Raw genomic sequence first — 26,329 nt, 5'->3', positions numbered from 1 at the left:
AATTAAAGGCTTGCGTATATAAAATTATGTACTATTGTAATGATTAATAGGGGAATTATATTTATGTATAGTAAATCAGCACAAAAATATTTTTACATGGTCGGCCAACCAATTGATGGAATGATTACCGACAAAGAAGGTAATTTATACAGACCATATCAAGCATTTGTTGAGCACATGATTTTGAGAGGTTATGCAACAAATTCCATTCATAGCTATGCTGAGCATAGCTTCAGATTTTTGAACTACATATCTCGTGCGATTGAGCTAACACCTCCTCCAATTGATAAATCACAACTTCGAATTATTATTCTTAACTACACAAGTTATTTATTGCATGGCAAAGATGCAGCAGATCCTGTAGTTAACCAGATCGCGATGGAAAATGACAAGGTCCGAAAGACTAGTATCAGCTCACTTGCACCGATTGATCATGCTGTCTCTTACTTTATTAAACTCGGTGAATTAGAGCAATATGAGCAAACTGGTGTACTTTCTCAACTTTTTAAAGCTGTAAAACATGAAATCACGGCATCTGAGAAAAAAAGGATAAAGAAGCACAGCATGCTCGCAGGGGTAATTAAAGGAGGTCTAACAGCTAAAGAACGTGTCTCGTATGGAATATTAACTAGAAAAAGATCAAAATCAAATAATCGGATTTATACAACGCAGTCTATTGAGTTGTCGTGTGTTACTAAATTAATAAACTCTGCAACGAACCTCAGAGATAAGACTATCTACTCATTTTTGGCTGCTTCAGGTGCCCGATCACATGAAGCCCTCCAGTTGAAAATCACCGATTTTGATGTGATAACTAAAGATGTGTATTTACGAGATCCAAGCTTAATAGACAGAAATACGTCTGGATTGACACCCAAAGAAGAAGAAGGATTAGCATGGAAAGGCAGAAATACTGAGACAACATTTCTTATTGAACCTTTCAAATCAATGTTTTTTAGCTACTTAACCGATTACTTAAAGCAAGAGAGAGTATCAACTTGTGGACATCCTTTTATTTTCCAGAATTATAAAACTTTAAGACCATTCTTTTGTTCGGATAGAAGCAGCAGGATCAAGCAATTCAAAACAGCTGCTAAGAGGTCAGGATTAGAAGATACTACATGTATAAGTCCACATTCATTACGACATACCTACGGAACATATGTCCTTAATTACTTGCCTTTGCCAAACGGAGAGTTTGGTTTACCCATCGCTTACGTGAAAATATTGATGGGTCATGTATCACTCGATTCAACGGAAGTCTATGCAAAGCATGATGAAGATATTATGAAAGCTCAGGTTGAATATGCCAATGAACTTTTGTTTAATGCAAATGAAGTCGATTTAAAAATGATCAGTCTTAAATATCGAGAAAGCCAATTAGAAAAAGTGAAGGCTGAGATAGATCGTTTACTTTCTGAGGAAGCCGCATGATTAACTGTTCTACGGAACTTCATTTTTTGAAATCTGGACTTGAACTGGAAGAAGCTATTCATGATGCGATAGATGAAACCATCAGGTTGATATTTGAGCGAAATAAAACACCTAAAACTATCACCCCTTCTCAAGTGACTAGTAAAACAAACCTTACTCTTGTTTTTTACAAGTATTTTCACGATCACCAACATTCTAGCAGAGTTGAGTTTGATGAGAGTTGGTGCAGAAGTCTTTTTGATATTAGTCTTGAGGCAAGCAAAGTTTATATTGGCTTTAAAATTATCACAACGTTATTGCCAACCTTTGAAGATGATGCAAAGCTGACCAAGACAAGCTACAAAGCTAGCAAGTTAGCCTATAGGTTGTTTTTTTACATACTATGGGCACAAGGTGCGGTACTACTTCCGTTCCATTACAGACCCCCTAGAACTTATGATCATGACATAAAGGGCTGGGTTGAACTGGGACTGTCAATATACCCAGAAACACTTAAATTAATTAGAAATATCCATTTTAAAGATCAAAGGTATGAGGATTTTAGTGAACATGTAAATGATAAAGATACTTTCGTGAGAGACTTTGGTTACCAGTGCCTAATTGTTACTGATTGGTATTCGATTGAAGACATTAAAATAGGTGATGTTACAGAATTTAAAACATTCTATCATAAGCTTAGATCGCAAAATGAGAAGTACAATAACAAAATAATTTCGCTTCCATTTTCAACAATATTATCTGGTTTTTTGTCTTATGCACCTGATAAATGTAAGTTTAATATCACTGACATAAAAAATTCGGAAACAGTAAAGAAAGAGAGCGAATTTAAAAAACAAACAGGTAAAAAAATTGAATGTGGAATAACGTTCGATGCTAATTTAACCAACAAGTTAAAGCCTATGTTAACAGGCGATGCCCTTGCATTAGCCATATCAACCACTTTGGATCGTACATATGATGTATTGCTGAGCCGTTTTTACAATAAAAAAGTTAGTATCGGGACATATCCTAATCGTGACTATAAAACCACTCGCCTCGCTTTTATTTATGTATTTGAGGAGGCGAAGGAACTCAGTTTTAATGACTTGATATACCTTTATGAGCTAATAGATCATGACTATATTTCATCGGAAGATATTGCACGGTTTGTTAGAGTAAGCAAAGATATCGTCTTTTGGAAATTAGAATTCTCACACGAATTCAAGTACGCCTTAAAAGTATTTTTTCTAAATCTTTATAGTGCAAAAGCAATTCTGTTGCCGATGAATTTTGTCCCCGCAAACATTGGGGATGTAGACTATTCAGAGGAACACTACCCTGAACTGTTGAAGATATTTTTGAATCATAAAAAACACTTTAAGCCTGAAGATTACGATAACGTTTGGGCACCAAATTTATTATACAAGGCCATCATTGCGTCAAATTGGCACAATGTAAAAGATATCCATTTGCAAGATGCATTTGAATTTCAGAGGATGCATCAGCACAAAAAACAAATAGGCCATACTACATTTAATTTCGAGTTGTTGGATTTGCTCTTATTGGTTTATCAGTTCGCCCCTGAACAATGTAACTATACACCTGATAACTTACATCTTGCATTGACTGATAGCAGCGCGGGAAAACTCCTTCGAGAAGATACGAAAAATAAAACCAGTAACCAAACTAGTGATAAATGGGCGAATTTGGCTCGACAATATCTGACTGTATGGAAAGCTCAGGGTCATAAAGTAAGTAAATCAAAAAAAGCGGCACTAACTAAACTTATCCAATTCATATTTGTGGATTTACCCCTTGAACTGGGGATAGACAGTGAGCTTATTCCTGAGACACCTAGTAAATTTACCCGTACTCATTTTAGCGGAAATTGGGCCATCTCAGGTTTAAAAGAAAAACTTAGCCGTAAATTAAGTAATGAGAATTTTAATACCCATCTTAGGGATTTATCTGATTTTTTTGAATGGTTATCAATGGAATATGAAGATTCAGATCCTGATGTTACAGGGTTTGTAAATCCAATCTTCCCCATGGACTTTAAGATTACATCGGCTAGAAAAGGAACCAACAAGTTAGCTTTTCCAAGAAAACAATTTGGCCATATACACTCATTTATATCTGCCATATGTGAGTTTTATTGGTATTTAATCAAAGAAGAAAAATTCATCAATGGAGCGCCAAAATTTAGGCATGTTTATGACACTCAGGAAGTTGGCTATGTTCCCATAGTGCTTATCGAAGGCAAACTAAAACCTATATATTTTATAGCTGCTAACCTAACAAGTGAAATAACATCAATGCGAAATGGGAAACTTTACCCCTATCCCACCTTCCAGGCTTTGTTTGAACCACTGATTGCTCTTGAAGCCGGATTGAGACATCTACACATCCGGTGGCTGGATAGAGATAAGTTCGATGTAGGTATAATGGGTCAAAGTAGAAGCGATTACATTAGTCAACTGCATGTGCATTATAGCAGGGCTGGTGAATCAGGTTCGATTGAAGTTGGTACTGATAAAGTTAAAACTGAACCTTGGAATCCATATGTCAGTAGTCGAGTGATTAATTTGCTAAAGCGGATCAAGGCATTTCAAGAGACTCTTGATATTGAAGTTCCTTCATTATGGTATGACAATGATGAAGACTCGATTCATGGCAAGATTAAATCCATTTTTTGCACAATGAATGCCAAGGAAGCAATACCATCTGTATTTTCAGGTGATGTTTGTCGCAGCCAGTACAAACGGTTGTTGTGCTTTTATGATCTGTTTATTCAGCTATCTAAGCTTGATGTGCCTCTTCTTGGGGTTACCTCGACAAAAGCAATGAATGAAATAGACAAGGCAGTCAAGCAAGCACCTAAAGAACTGGCCGCAGAACTGGCTGAAGACCCAGAGCTAGCAACCGCGATGGCCGAAGATACAGAGCTAAGAGAGCAGGCACTTATAAAGCACGCGTCAAAAATTGGCACTAAGCCTGCGTTCTACTTTAACGGACAATATAAAACTGACTTTAAGCCACATGGTACTAGATCGTCCGTTGCAAGCGAAAAAATTAAGATACTGCCACCCCGTGCAATTCAAGAGTTCATTACTGGCCACGAAAGCCGTGCGGTACTGTCTTATTATATTCAGGTTGATCTTGACTGGCTCAAAGAAATTGGTGAACACAACGAGAGTTTACTTTTGAGTGACACGCATCTGAAAAAAACAAATAACGACATCTTAACTAAGCGGCAACAAGAAAAAACCAATGAAAAGCTTAAGCGAGTAGTTGAACATGACCCAACATTATTAAGTAGTGACTTCGGTGCTGTTGCATTTACCGTAGAAACCAGTAAAGGTAGCTACGAAGGAGGATTAAAAACTATAGCAATTACACCTGTTTCCAATGTGGCCTATATGCCATTGCATATATGCCCCTTCGGTGGTAAGTGCCCTGATGAGATTAAGTCAGAATATGGGGAATACAAATGTGGCCAATGTTATTATTCGATTAAAACGGTGGACCACATCCCACGCATATTGGCGCACATACGCAAGCTGAATTATGAAATAACAGAAAAAATAAAAAGTATAGTGGAAGCTGACAAAGCAGGGGCTGACGTTGAAGCACTTGATTTGATGGAGAATGAAAAAAATCAAATTTCTGATGAATTGGCAGCTTGGTTTTATACCTATGAAATTTTGGAAGCCAACCGTGCGCAATTGGAAGATAAGAACGCTAAAAACCCACCAAAATTCCTTGTCGCACGACCTGATATGTTGATGAAAAAATTTATTAAAGGTGAAGTCGAAGACAATCCAATCAGCACTTTGCTGTTAAGGATTCAGGACGCAAACGAATTCCAAGAATATTTCACCCCTCAGTTGAAAGCTCAAATCACCCAACTTAGAAATAAAATATTAATCAAACAAAAGAAGTTTGACAAGCTATTACAGCAGCCCGATGGATTTGATTTACTAGATGAATTCAGGGGTATTTTAAGAGCGTTTGTCGAAACACAAGGTATTTCATTGTCAGAAGCTGCAAAGCGCCTTTCTGAACCAATGAAACCGTCTATCGGTAACACTCAATTACTGGAGATGTTCAATGAGTAGAGGCGCAAATAAAGGAGATAACCGGTTCGGTAGTCACCAAGTCGATAAAGTAGCTTTGAGAACTAAATTGATCAAATCGGTATTACGTGAACTCACCAAGCGTAAAATTACATTTCCAAATGTCACCCAACTGGGAGAATACGTGGCGGAAGAAGTAAACCGGGTATTGAAACACGAATACCCTGACATATTTGCCACAAAGCGAGGCCCGATTTCGGCCAACGGTGTAGTTCGCCCTGGTTCGAAATACCTAAATTATCTTGAAAAACATCTGTTAGCCAGTGCAAAATCTGACAACCTAAATGAACTGCAAGTTAGAGTTTTAACTTATCAGTTGGAGATATCACAATTAAAAGATGAACTTACTGCAATTAAAAACTTTGCGAAAAAAAATCTAGCTCACGTTAATAATAAACCGTTACCTGAACTCCCCGCAGACAATATCGAACAACATTCAACGGCAATAGCCTTAGATGCAACACACAAAATTATTCTGGCATTAGTTCAAGCCTCTGATGGGGTCTTTATTTTTGACGATAACAAGATCATCAACTGTAGCAAAACGGCTAACAACGTAGTTGCAAATGAAAAGCTACTGATTTCATCAACTATTTTCGATAGCTATTTGTATAAAGGTACTGTTCAAGATGACCAATAAGCTTTCTCCAAACGAAAAAAACAAGCTCAATAAAGAGAATTATTGTGCATACGTGGCAAAACTCAAAGCCACTGGTGGTAAGTTTCCTCTTAATCAGTTTGGAAACGTAAATTTAACATCAGTAGCTGAAGAGTGTGGATTCGAACGTGGTTCTTTTGCAGATAAGGAGTCGGAATTATCCAAACAATTAGCAAAAGACATTAAGTTGATTGGCACGCAAATTAAGGATGAAAGTGAGGTTGAGTCTTCGCTAAAAAAACAAAAAGACGAAGCATCCAAGAGTGCTTCCAAATTGTCAAAAGAGCTTGAGAGAACTACCGCTGAAGTCTATAAGTTACGTGAAGTGGTAGCTCTATTAGAACAAGAAAAAAAAGCACTAGAGCATAAGCTTAAAGGAAAGTCTGAAGCACATGAATCAATGCTTGATGATGGAAGAAGGCGCTTTGTATGGGACTGATGAGAACGAAAATTCAGATCACATCGGTTGATGTTGGCACCTTTGGTGGCGCAATATTTCGTGGCCTTGACATAAAAACAAATAGAAAAATAAAATGCATTGCCAGCTATAAAATACTCACTCGCACACCAGAATTTGGAGAGTTTTGGTATGTGGAAGGTAGCATCATTACTCATCCAAAATACGGTGATCAACTTAGGCTATCGAAATGCTCTATAACCGACCTGCCATCCCCTCGATACCTTAGTAGCCTACTAATTAGGCATCCTCAGTTCAGAGGGTTTGGTTTGGGTAAAGCTAAAGTTGATACGTTAATAGAGAAAGTAGGTAGTGAGTTGCTTCTTATTGAACTACTAGATCAAGGTAAATACCTTTATTTGGCTGACTATGTAGCTGAACCTATTTGTAAAGTTCTTTGTGAACGTTGGCAGCCTTTGCAAAATGAAATGGCATTAGCCCGATTTTTAACAGAGCACGAATTTTCATCCATAATAACCAAGCAAATAACGCGTATTTGTAGAGACAATGCAGTAGAAAAACTCGAATCAAACCCTTATGCGTTGTTAGCATTTGCCCCTACCTCACCAAAGCTATGGCGTACTGTAGAAACAATATCATTAAAACTTGGATTTCGAAGAGATTCACAAGAACGTTTAGTGGGTGCAATTGAACATACTTTGTACACTGCATTGCGTTCTGGTGACACTGCGTTACCTGGAGATGAATTACTTGCCAGAGCATACAAGTTATTAGGTAGTAAAACTAATGCTAAAAATGGAATAGAAGCTGCATGTAAAGTTAGGGCGATCTGCTCTTTTAAAACTGAAAGTAACGACATAATGTTTCAAACTATTGGCGCAGCTCTAATTGAAGCAAACGTTGAGGAAATAGTATCAGAACTCGCAAACAGCCCACTTCAAGCGGACTTTACATTTCAACAATTACCAGAACTCATCGATAAATATAATTCTACATTTCATTCCGAACAAGGCTATACCCTTACTGAAGAACAACAAGCAGCAGTAAGGATGGTATTCGAGGAAAGAATATCCGTAGTAACTGGATTTGGAGGTACAGGCAAAACTACAATACTAAAAGCAGTGGCCGATGTTGCTGAATTGCTAGGTCTTAAAATTTACCTCATGGCATTGGCCGGAAAAGCAAAAGATAGAATTGAGCAGGCTACGGGGCTAGATGATTCATGTTATACAATTCATGGTTTCGTGAAAGCCGTGAAGGAAAAAAGTGATTCTGTTGATCTAAATGGAACGCCAATCATTGTCATTGATGAGGCATCTATGGTCGATATAGCACTAGCAAACCGTTTATTAAATCAAATCAAAAATAAAAATTATCATATTGTTCTTGTAGGAGATCCTGCACAATTAAGCCCTGTTGGTTTTGGTATATTTTTTCATGCTTTAGTAGACAAAATTAAGACGATCAAATTAACAAAGGTCCACCGTCAAACGGCCCAAAGCCCGGTTCATCAAATGGCTATGAAAATTAGGGAGGGGACTAATTATCCTTTACCACTATGGAATGGAGAATCTGAAGGCGTTTATTTTTTATCGTGCCAAGCAGATCAAAAGGACATAATTAATGTAATCAATAGAATTATGCCGCATCAACGTTGTCAAATAATAACGCCTCACTCTTCATATCTAGCTGCTGATAACACACATTCAATAAATAAAGCGATGCAGTTTTTATTAAATGCTTCATCGACAGATGTTGAATCTGGGGGGGTTGGATACGACAACTACACTCCTCACTTCAGAATAGCAGATACGTACTTGTTAGAAAATGACCCTATCATTGTTACAAACAACAACTACGAGAAAGGTTTATACAATGGGAATACAGGCATTGTTGAAGAAATCGTGAACAATGAGGGCATGATGTTCGCCAGAATTAGTGTTGGTTCTAAAGTTTATTTACTTACAAAAGACGATTGCTTCGAATTGGGTATAGAGTTGGCCTATGCAACAACAATTCATAAAAGCCAGGGTTCAGAATATGATTCCGTAATTGTGTGTTGCGCAGTACCGAGCAAACTATTAGAAAGAAGTATGGTTTATACCGCGCTAACTCGCAGTAAGAAACTTACAATCTTTATTGGTTCTCTAGAAGTGTTAAATAAAGCTATATCTGGATTACCAAGAGCTGAGACAATCAATTATGGTTTTCAACCTAAACTAAAAGTAGTTTAATATTTAACGACAAGCTTTAATATCGCCCTATTGAGTAATTAAGTATATTTTAAGCTGACTTTCGATCACTACCTCAAATTTAAGAAGTATTGATAAAGCCCTTAAATATAAACAATAGTACCTAATTAAGTCATCTCATATATAACCAACTGTAAAGTAATATAAATATATCTGTATTTCTAAGTGCAATACTCTAAGGATAACCGAAAAATAGAGGATATAACGATCACTATAAGGTAGTAAGCTTATTGATTAGATAAATTATGAGTGATTACATCAAAATGACGTTATTACTACCACGCTATGTTTAAAAACATGGCCAGAGGCCAATAAAATCAAAATTAAAACTTATGTTTTTAACAATATCATGGTTCTAATAAATTAAAGCTGACTTTTAATGTTTTGAGTGGATAGATACCTGACTTTCGATCACTACCTCAAATTTAAGAAGTATTGATAAAAGCCCTTAAATATAAATAATAGTACCTAATTAAGTCATCTCATATATAACCAACTGTAAAGTAATATAAATATATCTGTATTTCTAAGTGCAATACTCTAAGGATAACCGAAAAATAGAGGATATAACGATCACTATAAGGTAGTAAGCTTATTGATTAGATAAATTATGAGTGATTACATCAAAATGACGTTATTACTACCACGCTATGTTTAAAAACATGGCCAGAGGCCAATAAAATCAAAATTAAAACTTATGTTTTTAACAATATCATGGTTCTAATAAATTAAAGCTGACTTTTAATGTTTTGAGTGGATAGATACCTGACTTTCGATCACTACCTCAAATTTAAGAAGTATTGATAAAAGCCCTTAAATATAAATAATAGTACCTAATTAAGTCATCTCATATATAACCAACTGTAAAGTAATATAAATATATCTGTATTTCTAAGTGCAATACTCTAAGGATAACCGAAAAATAGAGGGTATAACGCTCACTAGTTCGGGTCGCAACATGCGACATCAATCAATTTATGGTGTAAATCCAATATCATCAAGTTGTGATAATAGCTCATTTAATTTCTCTTGATGCTCAGGGTTATCTTCAGCAAAAACTTTATACTTATCAATAAGTTTATTTAATTGCTTATTTGGAGACTTATAAAAATTAATGTTTCTCTGAATATCCTCTGATAATTTCCTGATACTGATCTCTATTAACTGTTTATCGTTGCTTTTCAGAAAGATATTAAATATAGGCTTTTCTTCAATAAGGTTTATATGGTAACGCAAGCTACGTCCACCAGATTGAGATGGAGTTAATATACCTTTTTGGACAAGATCTTTTAAATCACGCGTAGCTGTAGCTGGCGAACAGTTAGTTATAGACTGGTATTTATCAGGGCTTACCCCACTTTCAATCAAACCTTTCTCGCCAAATTCAAAGAACTTACTAGTGATTTTTTGCTGACGTTTATTTAAGATTGTATCTTTGTGATGATCCCAGAATATAGATTGCTTTAAGATGAAATAAATTTTGTTTTTAGCATTAACTTGGGCATTTTTTGTTGTTTCAGAAAACCATTTTACCCAGTTGGTTAGATCTAAAGATGGGTTAATACGAGAACTTTCGGCAAGCATTTTGTAATATTCATCTCTATTTTCATTAATTGGTGTAGATATACTAAATAAAGGTGGCATTTCAAAATCCTGAAATAGTGCATGTTCTGATATGGCACGAGCTATACGTCCATTGCCATCACTAAAAGGATGTATTGAGGTAAACCACATATGAGAAATTGCAGAGCGAACAGGGCCTGGAAGGAATATGCCATTATCATTAAGTGGAGATGTTTCATTGTACCAATCAATAAAAGCGGCCATTTCAATTTCAACTGTTTCACCTGGAGGTCCTTCGAAAACCACTTCTTCATAATCACCATTGCCAGTAACAATATCTACTGGTCCATTACGATAATCGCCTACTTTAATATTTTTTCTAGCGCAATAATCCTCTTGTCCTGTTAAAAGTAGTTTATGCCAACTACAAACAATTTTTTTAGATAAATTATTGGTAAAATTGTTACGAACATCAATAAGCAATGAAGCAATACCATTTTCTTTATGGAAGATACCTTTAGGATGAGATAATTCTAGATCTAAATAACGAGCAACAGATGAACGCACTGCTTCACGATTTAAGTTTTCACCCTCAATTTCACTGGTATTAATTGCTTCTTCAACCATTAAGTATATATAGGCTTCAGATTTATTATTTTGATCAAGTTGGGAAACTTGCCCCTGAAGATTAGAAGAAATTTTAGTATATTCACTTATGAGCTTGTTAATGCCATCAGATTGAAATGTAAATTTTGGCCAATTAGGATTTTGCCAGTTATATTTTAAGCTCATATTAGTTACCTTTTTCATTCTAATCATAATGGCATCACTTTTGATTAGAATAAATGATTTATCCTAATAATTCTTGTATTCTAATCAATATAGATGTTTTTTTGATGAGAATACCCCCTCTATTCTCATCATTTTTATATTTACGATAAATTTTGAACGGCATTGCCAGTAATCCGCCTACTCCAATTTTCCAGCCAATAACCCACGCTAAACTACAACATAGTCCAAAAGACGATATTACTACCACGCTATGTTTAAAAACATGGCCAGAGGCCAATAAAATCAAAATTAAAACTTATGTTTTTAACAATATCATGGTTCTAATAAATCAAAATTAAAGCCGTAAATAAAACGACCATTTAATTTACGAACATCCAATAACAAAATATCACCTCAATTTTCTTGTTAAAGCGTAAATTAATCCGTAAAGTAATCTACGTAAACTTTCTACACCTTTTATTTACGGTATAAATATGAGAATTGGCTACGCCAGAGTTAGTACAGAAGAACAAAATGAAGATGCTCAACTCGATGCGTTGAATGCTGCTTGTTGTGAAAAACTATATATTGAAAAATGTAGTGGTAAATCAAAGAACCGTCCACAACTTGAACGTATGATTGATGCATTACGAAAAGATGATATTATCGTAGTGCAAAGGCTAGATAGATTGGGCCGAAGTTTAAAAGACCTAATTGAGTTACTAGATGGATTCAAATCGCAGGGAGTGCAGTTCATTTCTTTAAATGAAAGTATCGATACCACTTCAGCAGTGGGCGAACTTGCATTCCACATAATTGCTTCTGTAGCACAATTTGAGCGCCAACTGATCAGCGAAAGAACAAAGGCCGGACTAGCATCAGCAAGGGCTAGAGGACGCAAAGGCGGCAGAAAAGAAAAACTAACAAATAATGATATTAAAAAGGCGCATGCCATGTTGCTTGATCCTGAAATGACAAAAGCCGAAGTAGCTCGTCATTTCGATGTAAGCAGACCAACGTTAAATAAAGCGCTAGAACGAAACAGCTAAATAAAGAATAGAAATAATTTTAATAGGCGAAAGCCTATCAGGAACTAAATAATAATGTTTGAACAAACGTTTAAAAATATCGATGACACTCTTCATAAAGATGCTGGATGTAGCAGCGAGTTAGATTACACAGAACAAACATCGTGGATGTTATTTCTTAAATACCTAGATGATTTAGAGCATGAAAAGTCTTTGAATGCTGAGCTTTTGGGTGAAGAATACCAGTTCATTATCGATAAGCAACATCGCTGGACAGCATGGGCTGCGCCTAAAGATGCTAAAGGCGACTTTGATCACAATAACGCCTTAACGGGTGAAGATTTAATGGATTATGTCGATACCGAATGATTCCCCTATTTAAAAGGTTTCAAGCAACGCGCTGAAAGCCCTAATACAATAGAATACAAAATTGGTGAAATTTTTGGTGAGATAAAAAATAAAATCCAAAGTGGTTATTCATTACGTGATTGTTTAGAAAAAGTTGATGAACTGCGTTTTCGTTCACAAGCTGAAAAGCATGAGCTTTCTCATCTTTATGAATCAAAAATAAAGAATATGGGTAACGCTGGTCGTAATGGTGGTGAATATTACACCCCTAGACCGCTCATACGAGCCATGATAGACGTTATACAGCCAAAGATAGGTGAAACTATCTATGATGGTGCGGCAGGCTCTGCTGGGTTCCTGTGTGAAGCGTTTGATTATTTACGTCAAGGTGGTGCAGATAAAAAACCAGTTTCACCTAAAGAGCTAAAAATACTGCAAGAAGATACTTTCTATGCGAAAGAAAAAAAATCCCTAGCATATGTCATTGCAATCATGAATATGATTTTGCATGGCATTGAGGCACCTAATGTTATTCACACTAATACACTTGCTCAAGATATGTCAGACATGCAAGTACATGATAAACATCAGATTATTCTAGCTAACCCACCGTTCGGAGGAAAGGAACGTAAAGAGATACAGCAAAACTTTACTATTAAAACAGGTGAAACAGCATTTTTATTCTTACAGCACTTTATTAAATCACTTAAACCCGGTGGTCGTGCAGCCATTGTTATCAAAAATACCTTTTTATCGAATACCGACAATGCTGCTGTTGCCTTGCGTAAAGAGTTATTAGAAAACTGTAATCTGCATACTGTACTTGATTGCCCTGGCGGAACGTTTATTGGTGCGGGTGTTAAAACCGTAGTTCTATTTTTTGAAAAAGGAACATCAACAGAGAAAACATGGTTTTATGAATTAAATCCAGGCCGTAATATGGGGAAAACTAATGCGCTTAATGACAATGATCTAAAAGAATTTGTTACTTTACAAAAAAACTTTGTTGATTCTGATAAGTCTTGGTCAGTTAATGTCAATGAATTAGATCAAAGTACTATGGATTTGTCTTCTAAAAACCCTAATGTAGAAGAAGAAAAGATATTACAAGAGCCAGTAGATATCATAGAAAAAATTATTGCACTCGACAAAGAAAGTGAAACTATTTTAAGAAACATCAAGGATCTTTTATGAGCCAAGTATGGGTTACGGAAGAGCTGTCTCAGTTAGGTGTAATAAAAACAGGTAATACCCCCAAGACATCGGTGAAAGAGAACTTTGGTGACTTCATTCCTTTTATAAAGCCAGCAAATTTTAGTAAAGATGGAAGCCTTGATTATGATCAAGATGGTTTAAGTGAATTAGGATTGAAAAGCTCTAGGTTAATCGATAAAAACAGTATTTTGATGGTTTGTATTGGAGCGACAATTGGAAAAACAGGATTCACAAATATTGACATTACTTGTAATCAGCAGATAAATAGCTTTACTCCGAATGATAACCTGTATCCCCGTTTTTTTTATTACGCTATGTTAAGCCAAAATTTTCAGCGTAATGTTATTTTAAAATCAGGACAAGCGACTTTACCTATAATCAACAAATCGAAATGGTCTCAATTAAAAGTCAGTTATCCTCAGGATATTGAAATCCAAAAACAAATTGTCGCCAAACTAGATCAAGCTTTTGCTGATATTGAAAAAGCTAAGTCTAATGCTGAGCAGAATTTAAAGAATGCTAAAGAGTTGTTTGAAAGTTATTCGCAGAACGTTTTTAGTCAATGTGGCGAAGGCAGGCTTGAAATAACGGTGGGAGAAATAGGTAAGGTATCTATGTGTAAAAGGATATTGAAACAACAAACTTCAACTGTAGGTGATATTCCCTTTTATAAAATAGGAACATTTGGAAAAGCAGCCAATGCATATATTTCCAATGACGTATATCAAGAATTTAAACAGAAATATTCATTTCCTAAAAAAGGTGACATCCTAATTTCAGCGTCAGGAACAATTGGAAGACGAGTTATTTATGATGGAAAGCCTGGATATTTTCAAGATTCTAATATTGTTTGGATTGATAATGACGAAAAATTGGTGCTTAACGAGTATTTATATCAGTTTTATGGAGTATGTGATTGGAACCCTTCCAAGGGAGCAACAATTTCAAGGTTATACAATAGTGATTTGAGAAAAATAAAACTTTCGTTTCCAAATCTAGATGAACAAAAAAATCAGGTAGCACAAATGGTGAAATTAAGTAACCAAACTCAATCTTTACAGATTAGTTACCAGAAAAAACTAGATTTACTTAACGAACTTAAACAATCCATCTTACAAAAAGCCTTTAATGGTGAATTAGCATAATAGAATAAGGAAATTATTGATGGCCTCAAGCAATAAAGGATATAAAAACGAAGCGGATACACGAGCAGATTTAATTGATCCCAAACTACATCATGTTGGTTGGAGTGAATTAGAGCATAGCTTTATTCGTAGAGAGGTCATATGCCCTGGTCGTATACTAACAGGCGGTAAACGTGGTGATAGTGTAACCAGTGACTACGTTTTAGTTTACCAAGGTAAAAAACTTGCCGCAGTTGAAGCCAAAAAAGAAGAATTAAGTTATACCGAAGGTGTTCGTCAAGCTAAAGACTATGCTACTCGTCTACAATGTAGTATTGCTTATGCCACCAATGGTCATGAAATTTATCAGATTGACATGAAAACTGGCGTAGCTGGTTTGGTTGATAAGTTTATGTCACCACAAGAACTTTGGGCATTAACCTTTGATGCGCAAGAGCCTGACTTTGCTACTCAATGGCGACAACGTTTTGCTGATGTGCCTTATGAGACCAAAGGCGGCAGTTGGACTGCTCGTTATTATCAAGATAACGCCATTAATAATGCTTTAGAAGCTATCGCTAAAGGCGCACCTAAAGTGCTATTAACGTTAGCTACTGGTACAGGAAAGACTTTTATTGGCTTTCAATTAGCGTGGAAACTATTCCATAGCCGTTGGAGCTTAAGCGCTCAAAAAACACCAGCACAAGCTAAACGCAGACCGCGTATTTTATTCTTAGCCGACAGAAATATACTCGCAGACCAAGCTTTTAACTCATTCTCTCCTTTTGAAGAAGATGCCATAGTTCGTATCGACCCAAGTGAAATTAAAAAGAAAGGTCGAGTACCTAAAAACGGCAGTGTGTTCTTTACCATTTTTCAAACATTCATGTCAGGTAAGGATGTTAACGGTGATGATGCACCTTACTTTGGCGACTACCCAGCAGACTTCTTTGATTTTATCATGATTGATGAGTGTCACCGTGGCGGAGCTAAAGATGAGAGTAGTTGGCGAGCGGTATTAGAATATTTTTCCCCTGCTGTTCAGTTAGGTTTAACCGCTACACCAAAGCGAAAAGATAATTCGGATACTTATAAATACTTCGGTGAACCCGTTTATAGCTATACGCTTAAAGAGGGCATAAACGATGGTTTCTTAACGCCTTTTAAAGTTTACCCAATCGTTGGCACAATGGATGAGTACATTTTCACTCCGGGCGATGGAGCCGTTATTAAAGGCGAACCAGAGCCAGGTAAAGTATATAAAGAAGGTGACTTTAACCGCATTATTACTATAGATAAGCGTGAAGAAAGACGTGTTGAGTATTGGATGGACAGCATCAATCCTCAGCAAAAAACACTCGTGTTTTGTGCAACCCAAGCACACGCAGGTTTTGTTCGTGATTATATCAATACCTATGCTGTTAAAAAAGGCTGGACCACTAATACTAGCTATTGTGTACGGGTAACGGCTAATGACGGTAAAGCGGGTGAAACAGATCTAAAAATATTCCAAGACAACGAAAAAACGATACCCACAATACTGACGACTTCTCGTAAATTATCTACTGGTGTTGATGCCAGAAACGTAAGAAATATCGTGTTAATGCGTGAATGTAAGAACATGATTGAATTCAAACAAATTGTTGGTCGTGGTACGCGGGTATATGACGGTAAAGACTACTTCACTATTTATGATTTTGTAAAAGCGCATCATAACTTTGCCGACCCTGAATGGGATGGTGAGCCATTACCAGAAGATCCATGTACCGTTTGTGATGATACACCCTGTAGTTGTATAAAAGAGCCTTGTGAAACTTGTGGCTTTAGCCCTTGTTGTTGCCCTGAGCCTCCGTGTGAAGAATGTGGTGACAGCCCATGTTCATGCCCTATACCAAATTGTCCTAAATGTGATAACAACCCCTGTATATGTGAACCAGAGCCTTGTGATGTATGTAATAACTTACCATGTACCTGTAAAGAAAAGGTCGTTATAAAGCTTAGCGATGGCAAATCACGCCAAATTCAACACATCTCATCGGTAATGTTCTGGAGCGCAGAAGGTAAGCCAATTCCTATCCAAGAGTTTTTACAAAACCTGTTTGATGATTTGCCACAATTTTTTGAAAACGAAGAGCAGCTTAGGTCTATCTGGAGTGACCCAACGACAAGGGAAGCATTGCTAATTAATCTTAATGACTTAGGTTACGACAGCGAAAAACTTGAAGACATGAAAGCGCTCATTGATGCGAAAGACAGTGATGTATATGACGTATTAGCCTTTGTTGCTTACGCCTCAGAAGCACTGTCTCGTAAAGAGCGAGTAACGAAAGCTGGTTCACCAATTAGGGATACTTTTACTGATGACAAACAACGTGAGTTTATCGACTTCATTCTTAGTCATTATATTAGAGACGGTGTATCTCAGTTATCACGCACCAACATGAAGTCATTACTTGAATTGAAGTATGGCTCGATCAGCGATGCCGCAGAAACATTGGGTTCGATACCTATTATTAGCAATGCATTTGTTGGTTGTCAGAAGTATTTATATGAATAATGAATAATAAATTAAAGGATTAAGTATATATGAGCAGTAATTACCCTAAAGGGTCAGAATGGAGACAGTGGGATCTTCACATTCATACACCAGCTTCATTTCATTGGAACGGACAAAAATTTAAAGGAGATCCTTTATCAGCATCAAACAATGCACTAGTAGATGAAATGATAAATGCTTTAAATAATGCTAAACCAGCAGTATTTGCATTAATGGACTATTGGACCTTTGGTGGTTGGTTTGCTCTAAAGAATAGGCTCAAGCAAGCAGATGCACCTAAATTGAATAAGACTGTTTTTCCAGGTATTGAATTGCGATTAATGGCTCCAATGAAGGGTCGTTTGAATGCTCATGTGATTTTTTCTGATAAGATAAAAGATCAAGATCTACGTGACTTTAAATCAAACCTTAAAATCGAATTTCCTGGTCAGGACCCTAAAAACTTATCCGATGATGCATTAATACAGTTTGCAAGAACTGTTGGTACAGATAAGTTAAGCCATCATTCATTTGACATCAGTAAGGTTAATGATTTTGATGAACATGCTTTGCATGCCGGATCAGTTATGGCGGAATTGAATTGTGATAGTTATAAGGATGCTATTAAAAAAGTTCCTAATGATCAAGCTATTGGATTTATGCCTTTCGATACATATGACGGTTTAACTGATATAGCTCGAAATGCGCATTACTCATACACTCTTGGGCTTTTTAAAACCTCGCCAATTTTTGAAACTCGAAAGCAAGAATCATGGGAAGCTTTTGCAGGAGTTAAAACAAATAAAAATATAAAATGGATTGATTCTTTTCAAGAGACATTAAAAAATATACCAAGGCTAGCTGTTTCTGGCAGTGATGCCCATCAATTTGTAGGTGTGTCAGGCGATAATGATAAACGAGGTTATGGGGATTATCCTTCGGGTAAAATCACCTGGATTAAAGCAAATCCAACTTTTGCAGGATTAAAGCAAGCTATAAAGGAACCAGCTAAACGTTCTTGTATAGGCGCTAAGCCAAGTAAACTTGAATTGTATGAAACTAATAAAAGCCAGTTTATTGAAACTATAAAGATATCTAAAAATACAGAAGCTAAGCCAGAGACTGGAAATTGGCTAGATGCAACATCAATTACATTGAACTCTGACCTAGTTGCAATAATAGGTAACAAAGGAAGTGGTAAAAGTGCTTTGGCAGACATAACAGCACTATTAGGAAACTCTAAGCAAAGTCACCATTTTTCCTTTCTTAAAAAAGAAAGGTTTCGAGGCCGTAATGGAGAACCCGCTAAGTATTTTGATGCGGAACTTTTATGGGCGGACTCTACAAGTATTTCTAAAAATCTTGCATTAAATCCTGACGTTGAATCAGTTGAATTAGTAAAATACATCCCACAAGGACATTTTGAAGAGCTTTGTAATGCCCATGTATCAGGCAAGAGTAATGCTTTTGAAAAAGAACTTAGAGCTGTAATCTTCTCTCATGCTGATGAAAGTATCAGGCTAGGAGCTTTAGATTTTGATCAATTAATTGATATTCAAGAAAACTCTGTCAGAGATAAACTTACGCATGTTAGAGCAAATTTATCTAAATTGAATAAAGAAATAGCAGAGAATGAAGCCCAGCTAGAACCTAGGATTCGTAGCTCTATATTACAGAGAATTACTCATAAGCAGCATGTTATTGATGAAATGAATAACATTAAGCCTGTTGAAATTATAAAACCAACAGAAGAACTATCTGTAGAGCAAAAAGCACTTACAACCCAATTATCTGAACTTGCAGACAATATTAAAGCTGCGGTAGATATACAAACTTCAAATAATGATTTAATTACGTCATTTTCTCTAAAATTAAAAGCATGCAAAAACTTACGTGAGCATTTGGGTCTACTGAAACGAAATTTTATTGAGTTTGAGATTAATGCTGAACCTGACGCAAAAGTTATTGGATTAAGTCTAAATAATTTAGCACAGTTAACAGTCTCTTATGACAAGTTGGAAGAAGTTGAAAATACTTCCACAGAACAGAAGATCAAATTACAGGAAGAGCAATCAAAACTTGATGATCAAATTGTCACTTTGAAAGATAAACAATCTAAACTAAGTACGCAATTGGATGCACCGCAGCAGATTTATCAAAAATATCTTGAAGACATTATTGCTTGGGAAGCAAAGGTTACTAATGCTAAAGGCAATAAAGACGAACCAGATTCATTACTAGGTCTCAAGGCAAGGCTTGAACAACTTGATAAAATACCAGCAACGAAAGAAGATCAATTAGAGAAACGAGGAAAGTTAACATTAGAGATTTTTAATGTTTTGGATGAACAAAGATCATCAAGAGAGTTGTTATTTAATCCTGTCCAACAGTTAATTCAGAACAATAGCTTGATCCGAGATGAATATAAACTGCAATTTAGATCTGAAATAACATGTACTTCCGAATATTTTAGTAGCAAATTATTTGAACTCATTAAACAAAGCTCTGGCGAGTTTAGGGGGGAGGAAGAGAGTTTTAATCTAATCGTAAGTCTTATGGATAAGAATGATATCAATACAAAAGAAGGTGTTGAGGGCTTTACATCAGACTTGTTATTGAAGCTGCATGGCACATCAAATGATACAGCAAGCATAAAATCTATTATGCGGAAAAATAAAGAACCTTATGAAGTTTATGATTTAATTTATAGTTTAGGCTTTTTAACACCACGTTATACGTTGTTATTTCAAGATGCACATATCGAACAATTGTCACCTGGTCAACGAGGAGCCTTGCTCTTAATTTTCTATCTATTGGTTGATAAGGGAAGTATGCCGATAATTTTGGATCAGCCTGAAGAAAACTTAGATAACGAGACTATTGTCAGCTTGTTGGTTCCTGTACTTTGTGAGGCGAAAAAAAGCCGTCAAATAATAATGGTGACTCATAACCCAAATTTGGCTGTTGTTTGTGATGCAGAGCAGATCATTCATTGTGATTTTAATAGGAAAAATGATAGCAGTATTACATATACGACAGGCGCTATAGAGAGCCGCGTAATCAACCAGAAAGTGGTGAATGTGTTGGAAGGTACAATGCCAGCGTTTAATAATCGCGAACAAAAGTACAACAAGGATTAATATGAGCAATGAGTTAGAGTGAAGTCCGCACTACTATAATGCAAAAATTAAAGATTCTTCTAAATATAAATATCAGCAGGAAGTTTTTTTCCTGCAAAATAGCATAAAGAGATAATTGGAAATTGGACTGGAAATAACAATTTTTATCCAGAAGCTGAAATCCAATTATTTCAATTCCAACCAAAGCAGTTTTTTCAGTTTGCTAATTTATACAAAAATGCTGAATCACTTCACAATGAGTGACTTGAAGAGAATGGTTTTAAATAAGGCTACACTTAAATACACTAAGTGGCAAAATGACAGCTAATAGTGTGCTGTTTAAGTATAGACGATAGTTGCTTTAGATAATGATGAAAGACCTCTAAAATCTAATTATAGCCGCATTGATGAGTTAATCTAATTGTACATCAATTAGATTAACATTATGTCCGTAAGTTAGACTTTTATTCCTACCTTTCAATTAAGCTAAACTTATCAAAATCTCTACTTTTTACATTAGCCGATGGAGCGTATTTGAGCTTGCTCGAAACGAACATTGGCATTTCACTGGAAGGAGTTCATTTATGCAAGAAAGTTAAATACTTAATATACGCAAATCACCTGCATATATGTAAAAATTAAAAATCAAAAAAATATTTACAATGTATGGAGCTAAATATCAAGCTAAACACCCCTATTACTAAGACATTCATAAAAAAACTTACAAAAATACACACACCTCGCTCCCTACGGTCAGTAAGAAAAACAAAATATTTTTTACCACATAATGATTCAAGTCAGGGAGGGGCCACCATCTAAACGATTAAAGACGCCTTGTAGCGTCTTTTTTTGTGTCTAAAATCCTAAAATCCTGCTCATGTGCGACAAAACTCTGTTTTAGATCTTAATAAAAATATATGGCGATGCGTAAAGCTCAGTTTATTATATTAAAAGCGGGTCTTCACAGTTTCAATTGCGTAACTTGATTAATGCTAATTAAGAATATCGATAAAAGATGAGGTACAAGTTATTGTATGTCTGTCACATCACTTCGGAGCGCCTGTTAAACAGATGTTATTATTAATGAGATAAATTAACTTATGATTAACTTACTAAATTGCATGTTTTTAAAGAAATGAAAAAAAACTAAAAATAATTGTTAATATATTTTTATTATTTACAAAAGCAATATAAGCAAAACTCAAATAAAATATTTAACTTAAAATACAGAAACATAAAGTTACAATAAAGTGAACCACAGAAAAAAATTAATTATTTAAGATGCCTGCTCACGTCTTTATTTTGTCTAAAAAACGCTAAAATATGCAAGCTAAATAAATTAAATGAATTTGTCGTTTGCATTATAAATATTATCTTCTAGTATTGTTGATGTTGGCAACAACACGAAGCAGGACGCTTGGTTAAGGATGCTTCAGGATGAAGTAAGGTAGCTAGGAGCTACCACAAGGACGAATATAAAACAGGGAGTGTTGATCATGGATGATTTCCTCTGTTTTTCCCTCTTGCTTTACTCTAATTTAGCTAGAAAAGTTATTGAGTTCATAGTGGCTTATATAAACTTTTTAAACTTCTCTTTGGGTAATATAATCGCTATAAAAAATTTATTAAAAATATTATCTGAGGCACATTTTAGATAAAGCGATTCTGAATTAAGCGATTCTGAAAATGTAGTCGAAAAATATATTCGACTTATGCTAAGAGCATGCTTTCAGCACTGTATTCTCTGATTGATTTATTTCAATTAATACTTTCAGTTAGTTTATGGCCCTTTCGATAATAGGCTTATTACGTAAAAACAAAGCTAAAATACCGCCAATGAGTGCAGTTATTGCTGCAAAGTCAAAGGTGATCACTGCACCTATGCCATCTTGCCATAATATACCTGCGACATAGGCACCAACCGCGCCACCCACACCGTAAACGCCTCCAATATAAATAGCTTGCCCGCGACTTTGCTGATTAGTATTAAAATGCCTTTGAATAAAAGCGATGCTAGCACTATGGTATAAACCAAAGCTTAGGGCGTGCATAAGTTGAGAAAATGCTAATGCCATATCGCTATCCGCAAAGTGTCCAACCACAAACCAACGTAACGAGGTTAATAAAATACTCATGCAAATTAATGTTTTTAATGAAAAGCTTTTAAAGAAGAGTGCCGCGAAAACAAAAATACCAATTTCTGCCACCACACCAATGGCGATGAAAAGACCAATTAAAAAACCTGAGTAAGCTAAGTTTTGAAGATATAAGGCGAAAAATACATAATAGGGTCCAAAGCTCATTTGCAACATTAAGCCTGCAAAGAAAAATAGCAAAAAATTAGTATTGAATACTTTAGTTTTAATAGAGACGTTATCAAGGGTAACTTTATTAGCTATTCTAGGTTGTTTACTCAGCAGTGTTGAAATACAAAGCCCAACTAAAATAACAATCCCAATATAACTAAAGGCTTCTGCAGAGTACCGCTCAATTAGTTCGCCACTTAGCATCGCAACAATAATGAAACCGATACTACCCCACAAACGAATACGGCCATATATTTTCGCACTTTTTCGAATAGAGTTCAGGGTCATTACTTCAAGTTGAGGCAATATTGAGGTCATAAATAAGCTGAACATCGCCAAACTAAACATTAATGGCCAATAGCTGTATGCCCATATAATTAAGCTAAAGCAAATTAATGTCAGTAGTGCACCTACTCTCACTATAATAAGTTGTTTACCTGACTTATCAGCAAGCTGCGCCCATAATGAAGGCGCTACTATTTTTGCCGCGGTGATAACCGCTAATATTTCACCAATTTCAAGCGAAGTAAAACCTCTAGCATCAAGAAATACAGATAAAAAAGGTACGACTAACCCTAGAATACCAAAGTACCAGAAATAGTTTATCGACAGACCAACGAATTGCTTTGAAGCCAATATTCAATACTCCAAAGCGATAAAACGCTAATTTAGCCTTCGATATCTGGCGTTTGACAGACTACATCCATATTCTGCGCTCGATGTCTTAAGTAATGATCCATCAAGGTTAAGGCTAACATGGCTTCGGCAATAGGCACGGCACGAATACCAACACAAGGATCATGGCGACCTTTAGTCACAATATCGGCAGGCTTACCAGCAAGATCAACGGTTTTCCCACTCACACCTATACTAGAAGTTGGCTTTAATGCAATTGACGCAACAATAGGTTGTCCTGAAGATATCCCCCCTAGAACACCACCAGCATGATTAGACGCAAAGCCCTCTGGTGTTAACTCGTCTCTGTGCTCTGAGCCTTTTTGATTAACCACGCCAAAGCCATCTCCAACTTCTACCGCTTTAACCGCATTAATTCCCATTAACGCGTGCGCGATATCAGCATCTAGGCGATCAAAAATAGGCTCACCTAAACCAACCGGCACATTGTTCGCTACGACCATTAATTTAGCGCCGATGGAGTCTTTTTGGCGCATAATGCCACGTAATAACTCGTCTAACTGCTCAAGTTTATTAGCGTCTGGAAAGAAAAACGGGTTCTCTTCAACAATGTTCCAATCTATATTTTCAGCACACACTTCACCAATTTGTGTCACGCATGCTTGAATAGTAATACCAAATTTTTGTTTTAAGTATTTTTTTGCCACCGCACCAGCAGCAACGCGCATCGCGGTTTCACGAGCCGAAGAACGACCGCCACCACGATAATCACGAATGCCATACTTTTGCCAGTATGTATAATCGGCATGGCCAGGGCGAAATGTTTTCGCGATATCACCATAATCTTGCGAGCGTTGATCAGTATTTTCAATTAATAAACCAATCGGTGTACCGGTAGTTTTACCTTCAAAAACACCTGACATTATTTTGACTTCGTCAGCTTCACGGCGCGCGGTTGTAAAACGAGATGTGCCAGGTCGGCGGCGATCAAGGTCATGCTGCAAGTCAGCCTCACAAAGCTCAAGGCCCGGAGGGCAACCATCAATAATGGCGCCTAAGCCTAAACCGTGGCTTTCACCGAATGAAGTAACCGTAAATAACTTACCGAAAGTATTACCTGACATAATGAATCTTACCCGTTAAATTGATGAGATACCCTATTATATTATAGGATTAATAGGGTATCAGAGTAGCAACCGGGAAAATTTATCAATCTGGTTGCTATTAATTATTATTGCTCGAAATCTAGCTGATGATTTTCTAATTGTGCTTTAGTTAAGCGAAACACACCATGCCCGCCTCGTTCAAACTTCAACCACTGAAATGGTACATTTGGAAAAGCAGCCGTTAAATGAATTTGTGAATTACCCACTTCGCAAATCAATACCCCATTATCGCTAAGGTAGTTCGCCGCTTGTGCCAAAATTTGTCGTACTATATCTAGGCCATCAAAACCGCTACCTAAGCCCATTACTGGCTCATGTAAATATTCTTGCGGCAATGAATCGACATCTTCTTGATCGACATAAGGTGGATTTGTCACTATTAAATCATAGCTTTGCCCCGCTACCCCAGAAAAAACGTCAGATTGAATTGGAATAACTTGTGCTGATAAACCATGACCATCGATATTGATTTGCGCCACATTAAGTGCATCAATAGAAAGATCAACCGCATCAACCTCGGCTTCAGGAAAAGCTACAGCGCAGGCTATGGCAATACAACCACTACCTGTACATAAATCTAAAATCCGATTTGGCGCATTATCGATTAAACCTGAAAAATTATGCTCGATTAATTCACCTATTGGCGATCGTGGCACTAATACGCGTTCATCAACATAAAAGGGTAAACCACAAAACATGGCTTGATTAGTTAAATATGCGGCGGGGAGCCCCTCAACAATTCGGCGCTCAAATAACTGTAAAATTGCCACTCGCTCTTCTGCTAGCAACCGACATTGCATTAAGTCATTGGCTATTTCTTGAGGTAGAGCAAGTTGATGCATAACTAAAGTAAGTGCTTCATGCCAAGCGTTATTGGTACCGTGGCCAAAATACAACTCGGCTTGATTAAATTGACTAGCACCAAAACGCACATAATCATTAACGGTATGTAATTGCTCGCTTACTTCTACAATATTTATTATTTCCACGCTTTCCTCAGGTTTTTTCATCATAACTCTTGTTTTTTATTATACTTTCACTTGTTATTGTTCGTCGATGTTTTTAGACTTCGCAAATGAAATTTAAAGACGCACTTAATGCGGAAGAAAAAAAGTTATTTAAAGATGCCATCGGTAAGGTAAAACCCATGGTACAAGACAGGGTACACCCGGAAAAAAGAACCATCAAGCAGAAAACGTCGTTAACAAAACAAAAAGATAAAAAAGCCCTAGCCGAGTTTCACTTCTCTGATGAATTTGAACCTGACTTAAATAGTCATGGACCGGTTAAGTATGTTCGTGAAGGTGTTGATAGTTTTGAAGCCAAAAATTTACGACGAGGCCAATATACCCCAGATTTAATTTTAGATTTACATGGCCTTGATCAACAGCAGTCGAAACGTGAAATTGCCGCTTTACTGGCCGCTTGCGACAAAGAACATGCCCAATGTGTTTGTATCGTTCATGGTTTAGGTGGCCGTGTATTGAAAAACAAAGTACCACATTGGTTAGTACAACACCCAGATGTAATGGCCTTTCATCAAGCGCCATTAGAATGGGGTGGTAATGGCGCGATATTGGTTTTAGTTGAATTGAAAGACAAATTCATTCGTGATTAAGCCGTATTAATACAATCAAAAA

General features: G+C 36.3%; 16 protein-coding genes. 12 read left to right on the top strand and 4 right to left on the bottom strand.

Annotated elements, in window-relative coordinates; all coding sequences use genetic code 11:
- The first annotated feature begins 63 nt into the window (after positions 1-63).
- The 5 genes from B5D82_RS02145 to B5D82_RS02125 are packed head-to-tail and all read left to right on the top strand — an operon-like array spanning position 64 to position 8,859.
- Positions 64-1,434: a tyrosine-type recombinase/integrase gene (locus B5D82_RS02145; protein ID WP_157673824.1), complete on the top strand. Its 1,371-nt coding sequence runs from the start codon at positions 64-66 to the stop codon at positions 1,432-1,434.
- Positions 1,431-5,531 (top strand): hypothetical protein, encoded by a 4,101-nt coding sequence (locus tag B5D82_RS02140; RefSeq protein ID WP_081148853.1) that lies wholly within the window; start codon positions 1,431-1,433, stop codon positions 5,529-5,531. Before B5D82_RS02145 ends, B5D82_RS02140 begins: the two co-directional genes overlap by 4 nt.
- Positions 5,524-6,189 carry a hypothetical protein gene (locus B5D82_RS02135; protein WP_081148851.1) on the top strand — a complete coding sequence of 222 codons (666 nt, stop codon included), beginning with the start codon at positions 5,524-5,526 and terminating at the stop codon, positions 6,187-6,189. The genes B5D82_RS02140 and B5D82_RS02135 overlap by 8 nt, the downstream gene beginning before the upstream one ends.
- Complete coding sequence (locus B5D82_RS02130) at positions 6,179-6,646, top strand: hypothetical protein (RefSeq protein WP_081148850.1); 468 nt, start codon at positions 6,179-6,181, stop codon at positions 6,644-6,646. The genes B5D82_RS02135 and B5D82_RS02130 overlap by 11 nt, the downstream gene beginning before the upstream one ends.
- Complete coding sequence (locus B5D82_RS02125) at positions 6,637-8,859, top strand: ATP-dependent DNA helicase (RefSeq protein WP_081148848.1); 2,223 nt, start codon at positions 6,637-6,639, stop codon at positions 8,857-8,859. Before B5D82_RS02130 ends, B5D82_RS02125 begins: the two co-directional genes overlap by 10 nt.
- A 993-nt stretch (positions 8,860-9,852) precedes the next feature.
- Here B5D82_RS02125 and B5D82_RS02120 read toward each other — a convergent pair.
- Entirely contained in the window at positions 9,853-11,232 is a 1,380-nt protein-coding gene (locus B5D82_RS02120; protein WP_172820615.1) for a Fic family protein, read from the bottom strand.
- Between the two features lie 473 nt (positions 11,233-11,705).
- Between B5D82_RS02120 and B5D82_RS02115 the strand changes: the two genes are divergently transcribed.
- Genes B5D82_RS02115 through B5D82_RS02095 form a run of 6 tightly spaced genes read left to right on the top strand, consistent with a single transcriptional unit; the run spans position 11,706 to position 20,602 of the window.
- Positions 11,706-12,260, top strand: a complete 555-nt coding sequence (locus B5D82_RS02115; protein WP_081148844.1) for a recombinase family protein — start codon at positions 11,706-11,708, stop codon at positions 12,258-12,260.
- 54 nt (positions 12,261-12,314) lie between these two features.
- Positions 12,315-12,608 (top strand): type I restriction-modification system subunit M N-terminal domain-containing protein, encoded by a 294-nt coding sequence (locus tag B5D82_RS20110; protein WP_245807540.1) that lies wholly within the window; start codon positions 12,315-12,317, stop codon positions 12,606-12,608.
- A gap of 48 nt (positions 12,609-12,656) precedes the next feature.
- The gene (locus B5D82_RS02110) at positions 12,657-13,781 is read left to right on the top strand and encodes an HsdM family class I SAM-dependent methyltransferase (RefSeq protein WP_342743800.1); all 1,125 of its coding nucleotides are present in this window, start codon (positions 12,657-12,659) and stop codon (positions 13,779-13,781) included.
- Positions 13,778-14,947, top strand: a complete 1,170-nt coding sequence (locus B5D82_RS02105; RefSeq protein WP_081148843.1) for a restriction endonuclease subunit S — start codon at positions 13,778-13,780, stop codon at positions 14,945-14,947. Before B5D82_RS02110 ends, B5D82_RS02105 begins: the two co-directional genes overlap by 4 nt.
- Positions 14,948-14,966: 19 nt before the next feature.
- On the top strand, positions 14,967-17,483 hold the full coding sequence (gene hsdR / locus B5D82_RS02100; protein WP_081148841.1) for an EcoAI/FtnUII family type I restriction enzme subunit R: 2,517 nt from the start codon (positions 14,967-14,969) through the stop codon (positions 17,481-17,483).
- Positions 17,484-17,512: 29 nt separating this feature from the next.
- Positions 17,513-20,602: a TrlF family AAA-like ATPase gene (locus B5D82_RS02095; RefSeq protein ID WP_081148839.1), complete on the top strand. Its 3,090-nt coding sequence runs from the start codon at positions 17,513-17,515 to the stop codon at positions 20,600-20,602.
- A gap of 1,754 nt (positions 20,603-22,356) precedes the next feature.
- Here the strand turns inward: B5D82_RS02095 and B5D82_RS02090 are convergent.
- The 3 genes from B5D82_RS02090 to prmB form a co-directional block, all read right to left on the bottom strand.
- Positions 22,357-23,523 (bottom strand): MFS transporter, encoded by a 1,167-nt coding sequence (locus tag B5D82_RS02090; RefSeq protein WP_245807538.1) that lies wholly within the window; start codon positions 23,521-23,523, stop codon positions 22,357-22,359.
- Positions 23,524-23,555: 32 nt separating this feature from the next.
- Positions 23,556-24,647 (bottom strand): chorismate synthase, encoded by a 1,092-nt coding sequence (aroC, locus tag B5D82_RS02085; RefSeq protein ID WP_081148836.1) that lies wholly within the window; start codon positions 24,645-24,647, stop codon positions 23,556-23,558.
- 107 nt (positions 24,648-24,754) lie between these two features.
- The gene (gene prmB / locus B5D82_RS02080; protein ID WP_245807537.1) at positions 24,755-25,678 is read right to left on the bottom strand and encodes a 50S ribosomal protein L3 N(5)-glutamine methyltransferase; all 924 of its coding nucleotides are present in this window, start codon (positions 25,676-25,678) and stop codon (positions 24,755-24,757) included.
- A gap of 86 nt (positions 25,679-25,764) precedes the next feature.
- On the opposite strand from prmB, the gene smrB reads away from it, so the two are divergent.
- Positions 25,765-26,307 carry an endonuclease SmrB gene (gene smrB, locus B5D82_RS02075; protein ID WP_081148833.1) on the top strand — a complete coding sequence of 181 codons (543 nt, stop codon included), beginning with the start codon at positions 25,765-25,767 and terminating at the stop codon, positions 26,305-26,307.
- The last annotated feature ends 22 nt before the right edge of the window (positions 26,308-26,329 follow it).

Source organism: Cognaticolwellia beringensis (genome assembly GCF_002076895.1).
GTDB lineage: Bacteria > Pseudomonadota > Gammaproteobacteria > Enterobacterales > Alteromonadaceae > Cognaticolwellia > Cognaticolwellia beringensis.
This window is presented reverse-complemented; position numbering and strand designations above follow the sequence as displayed.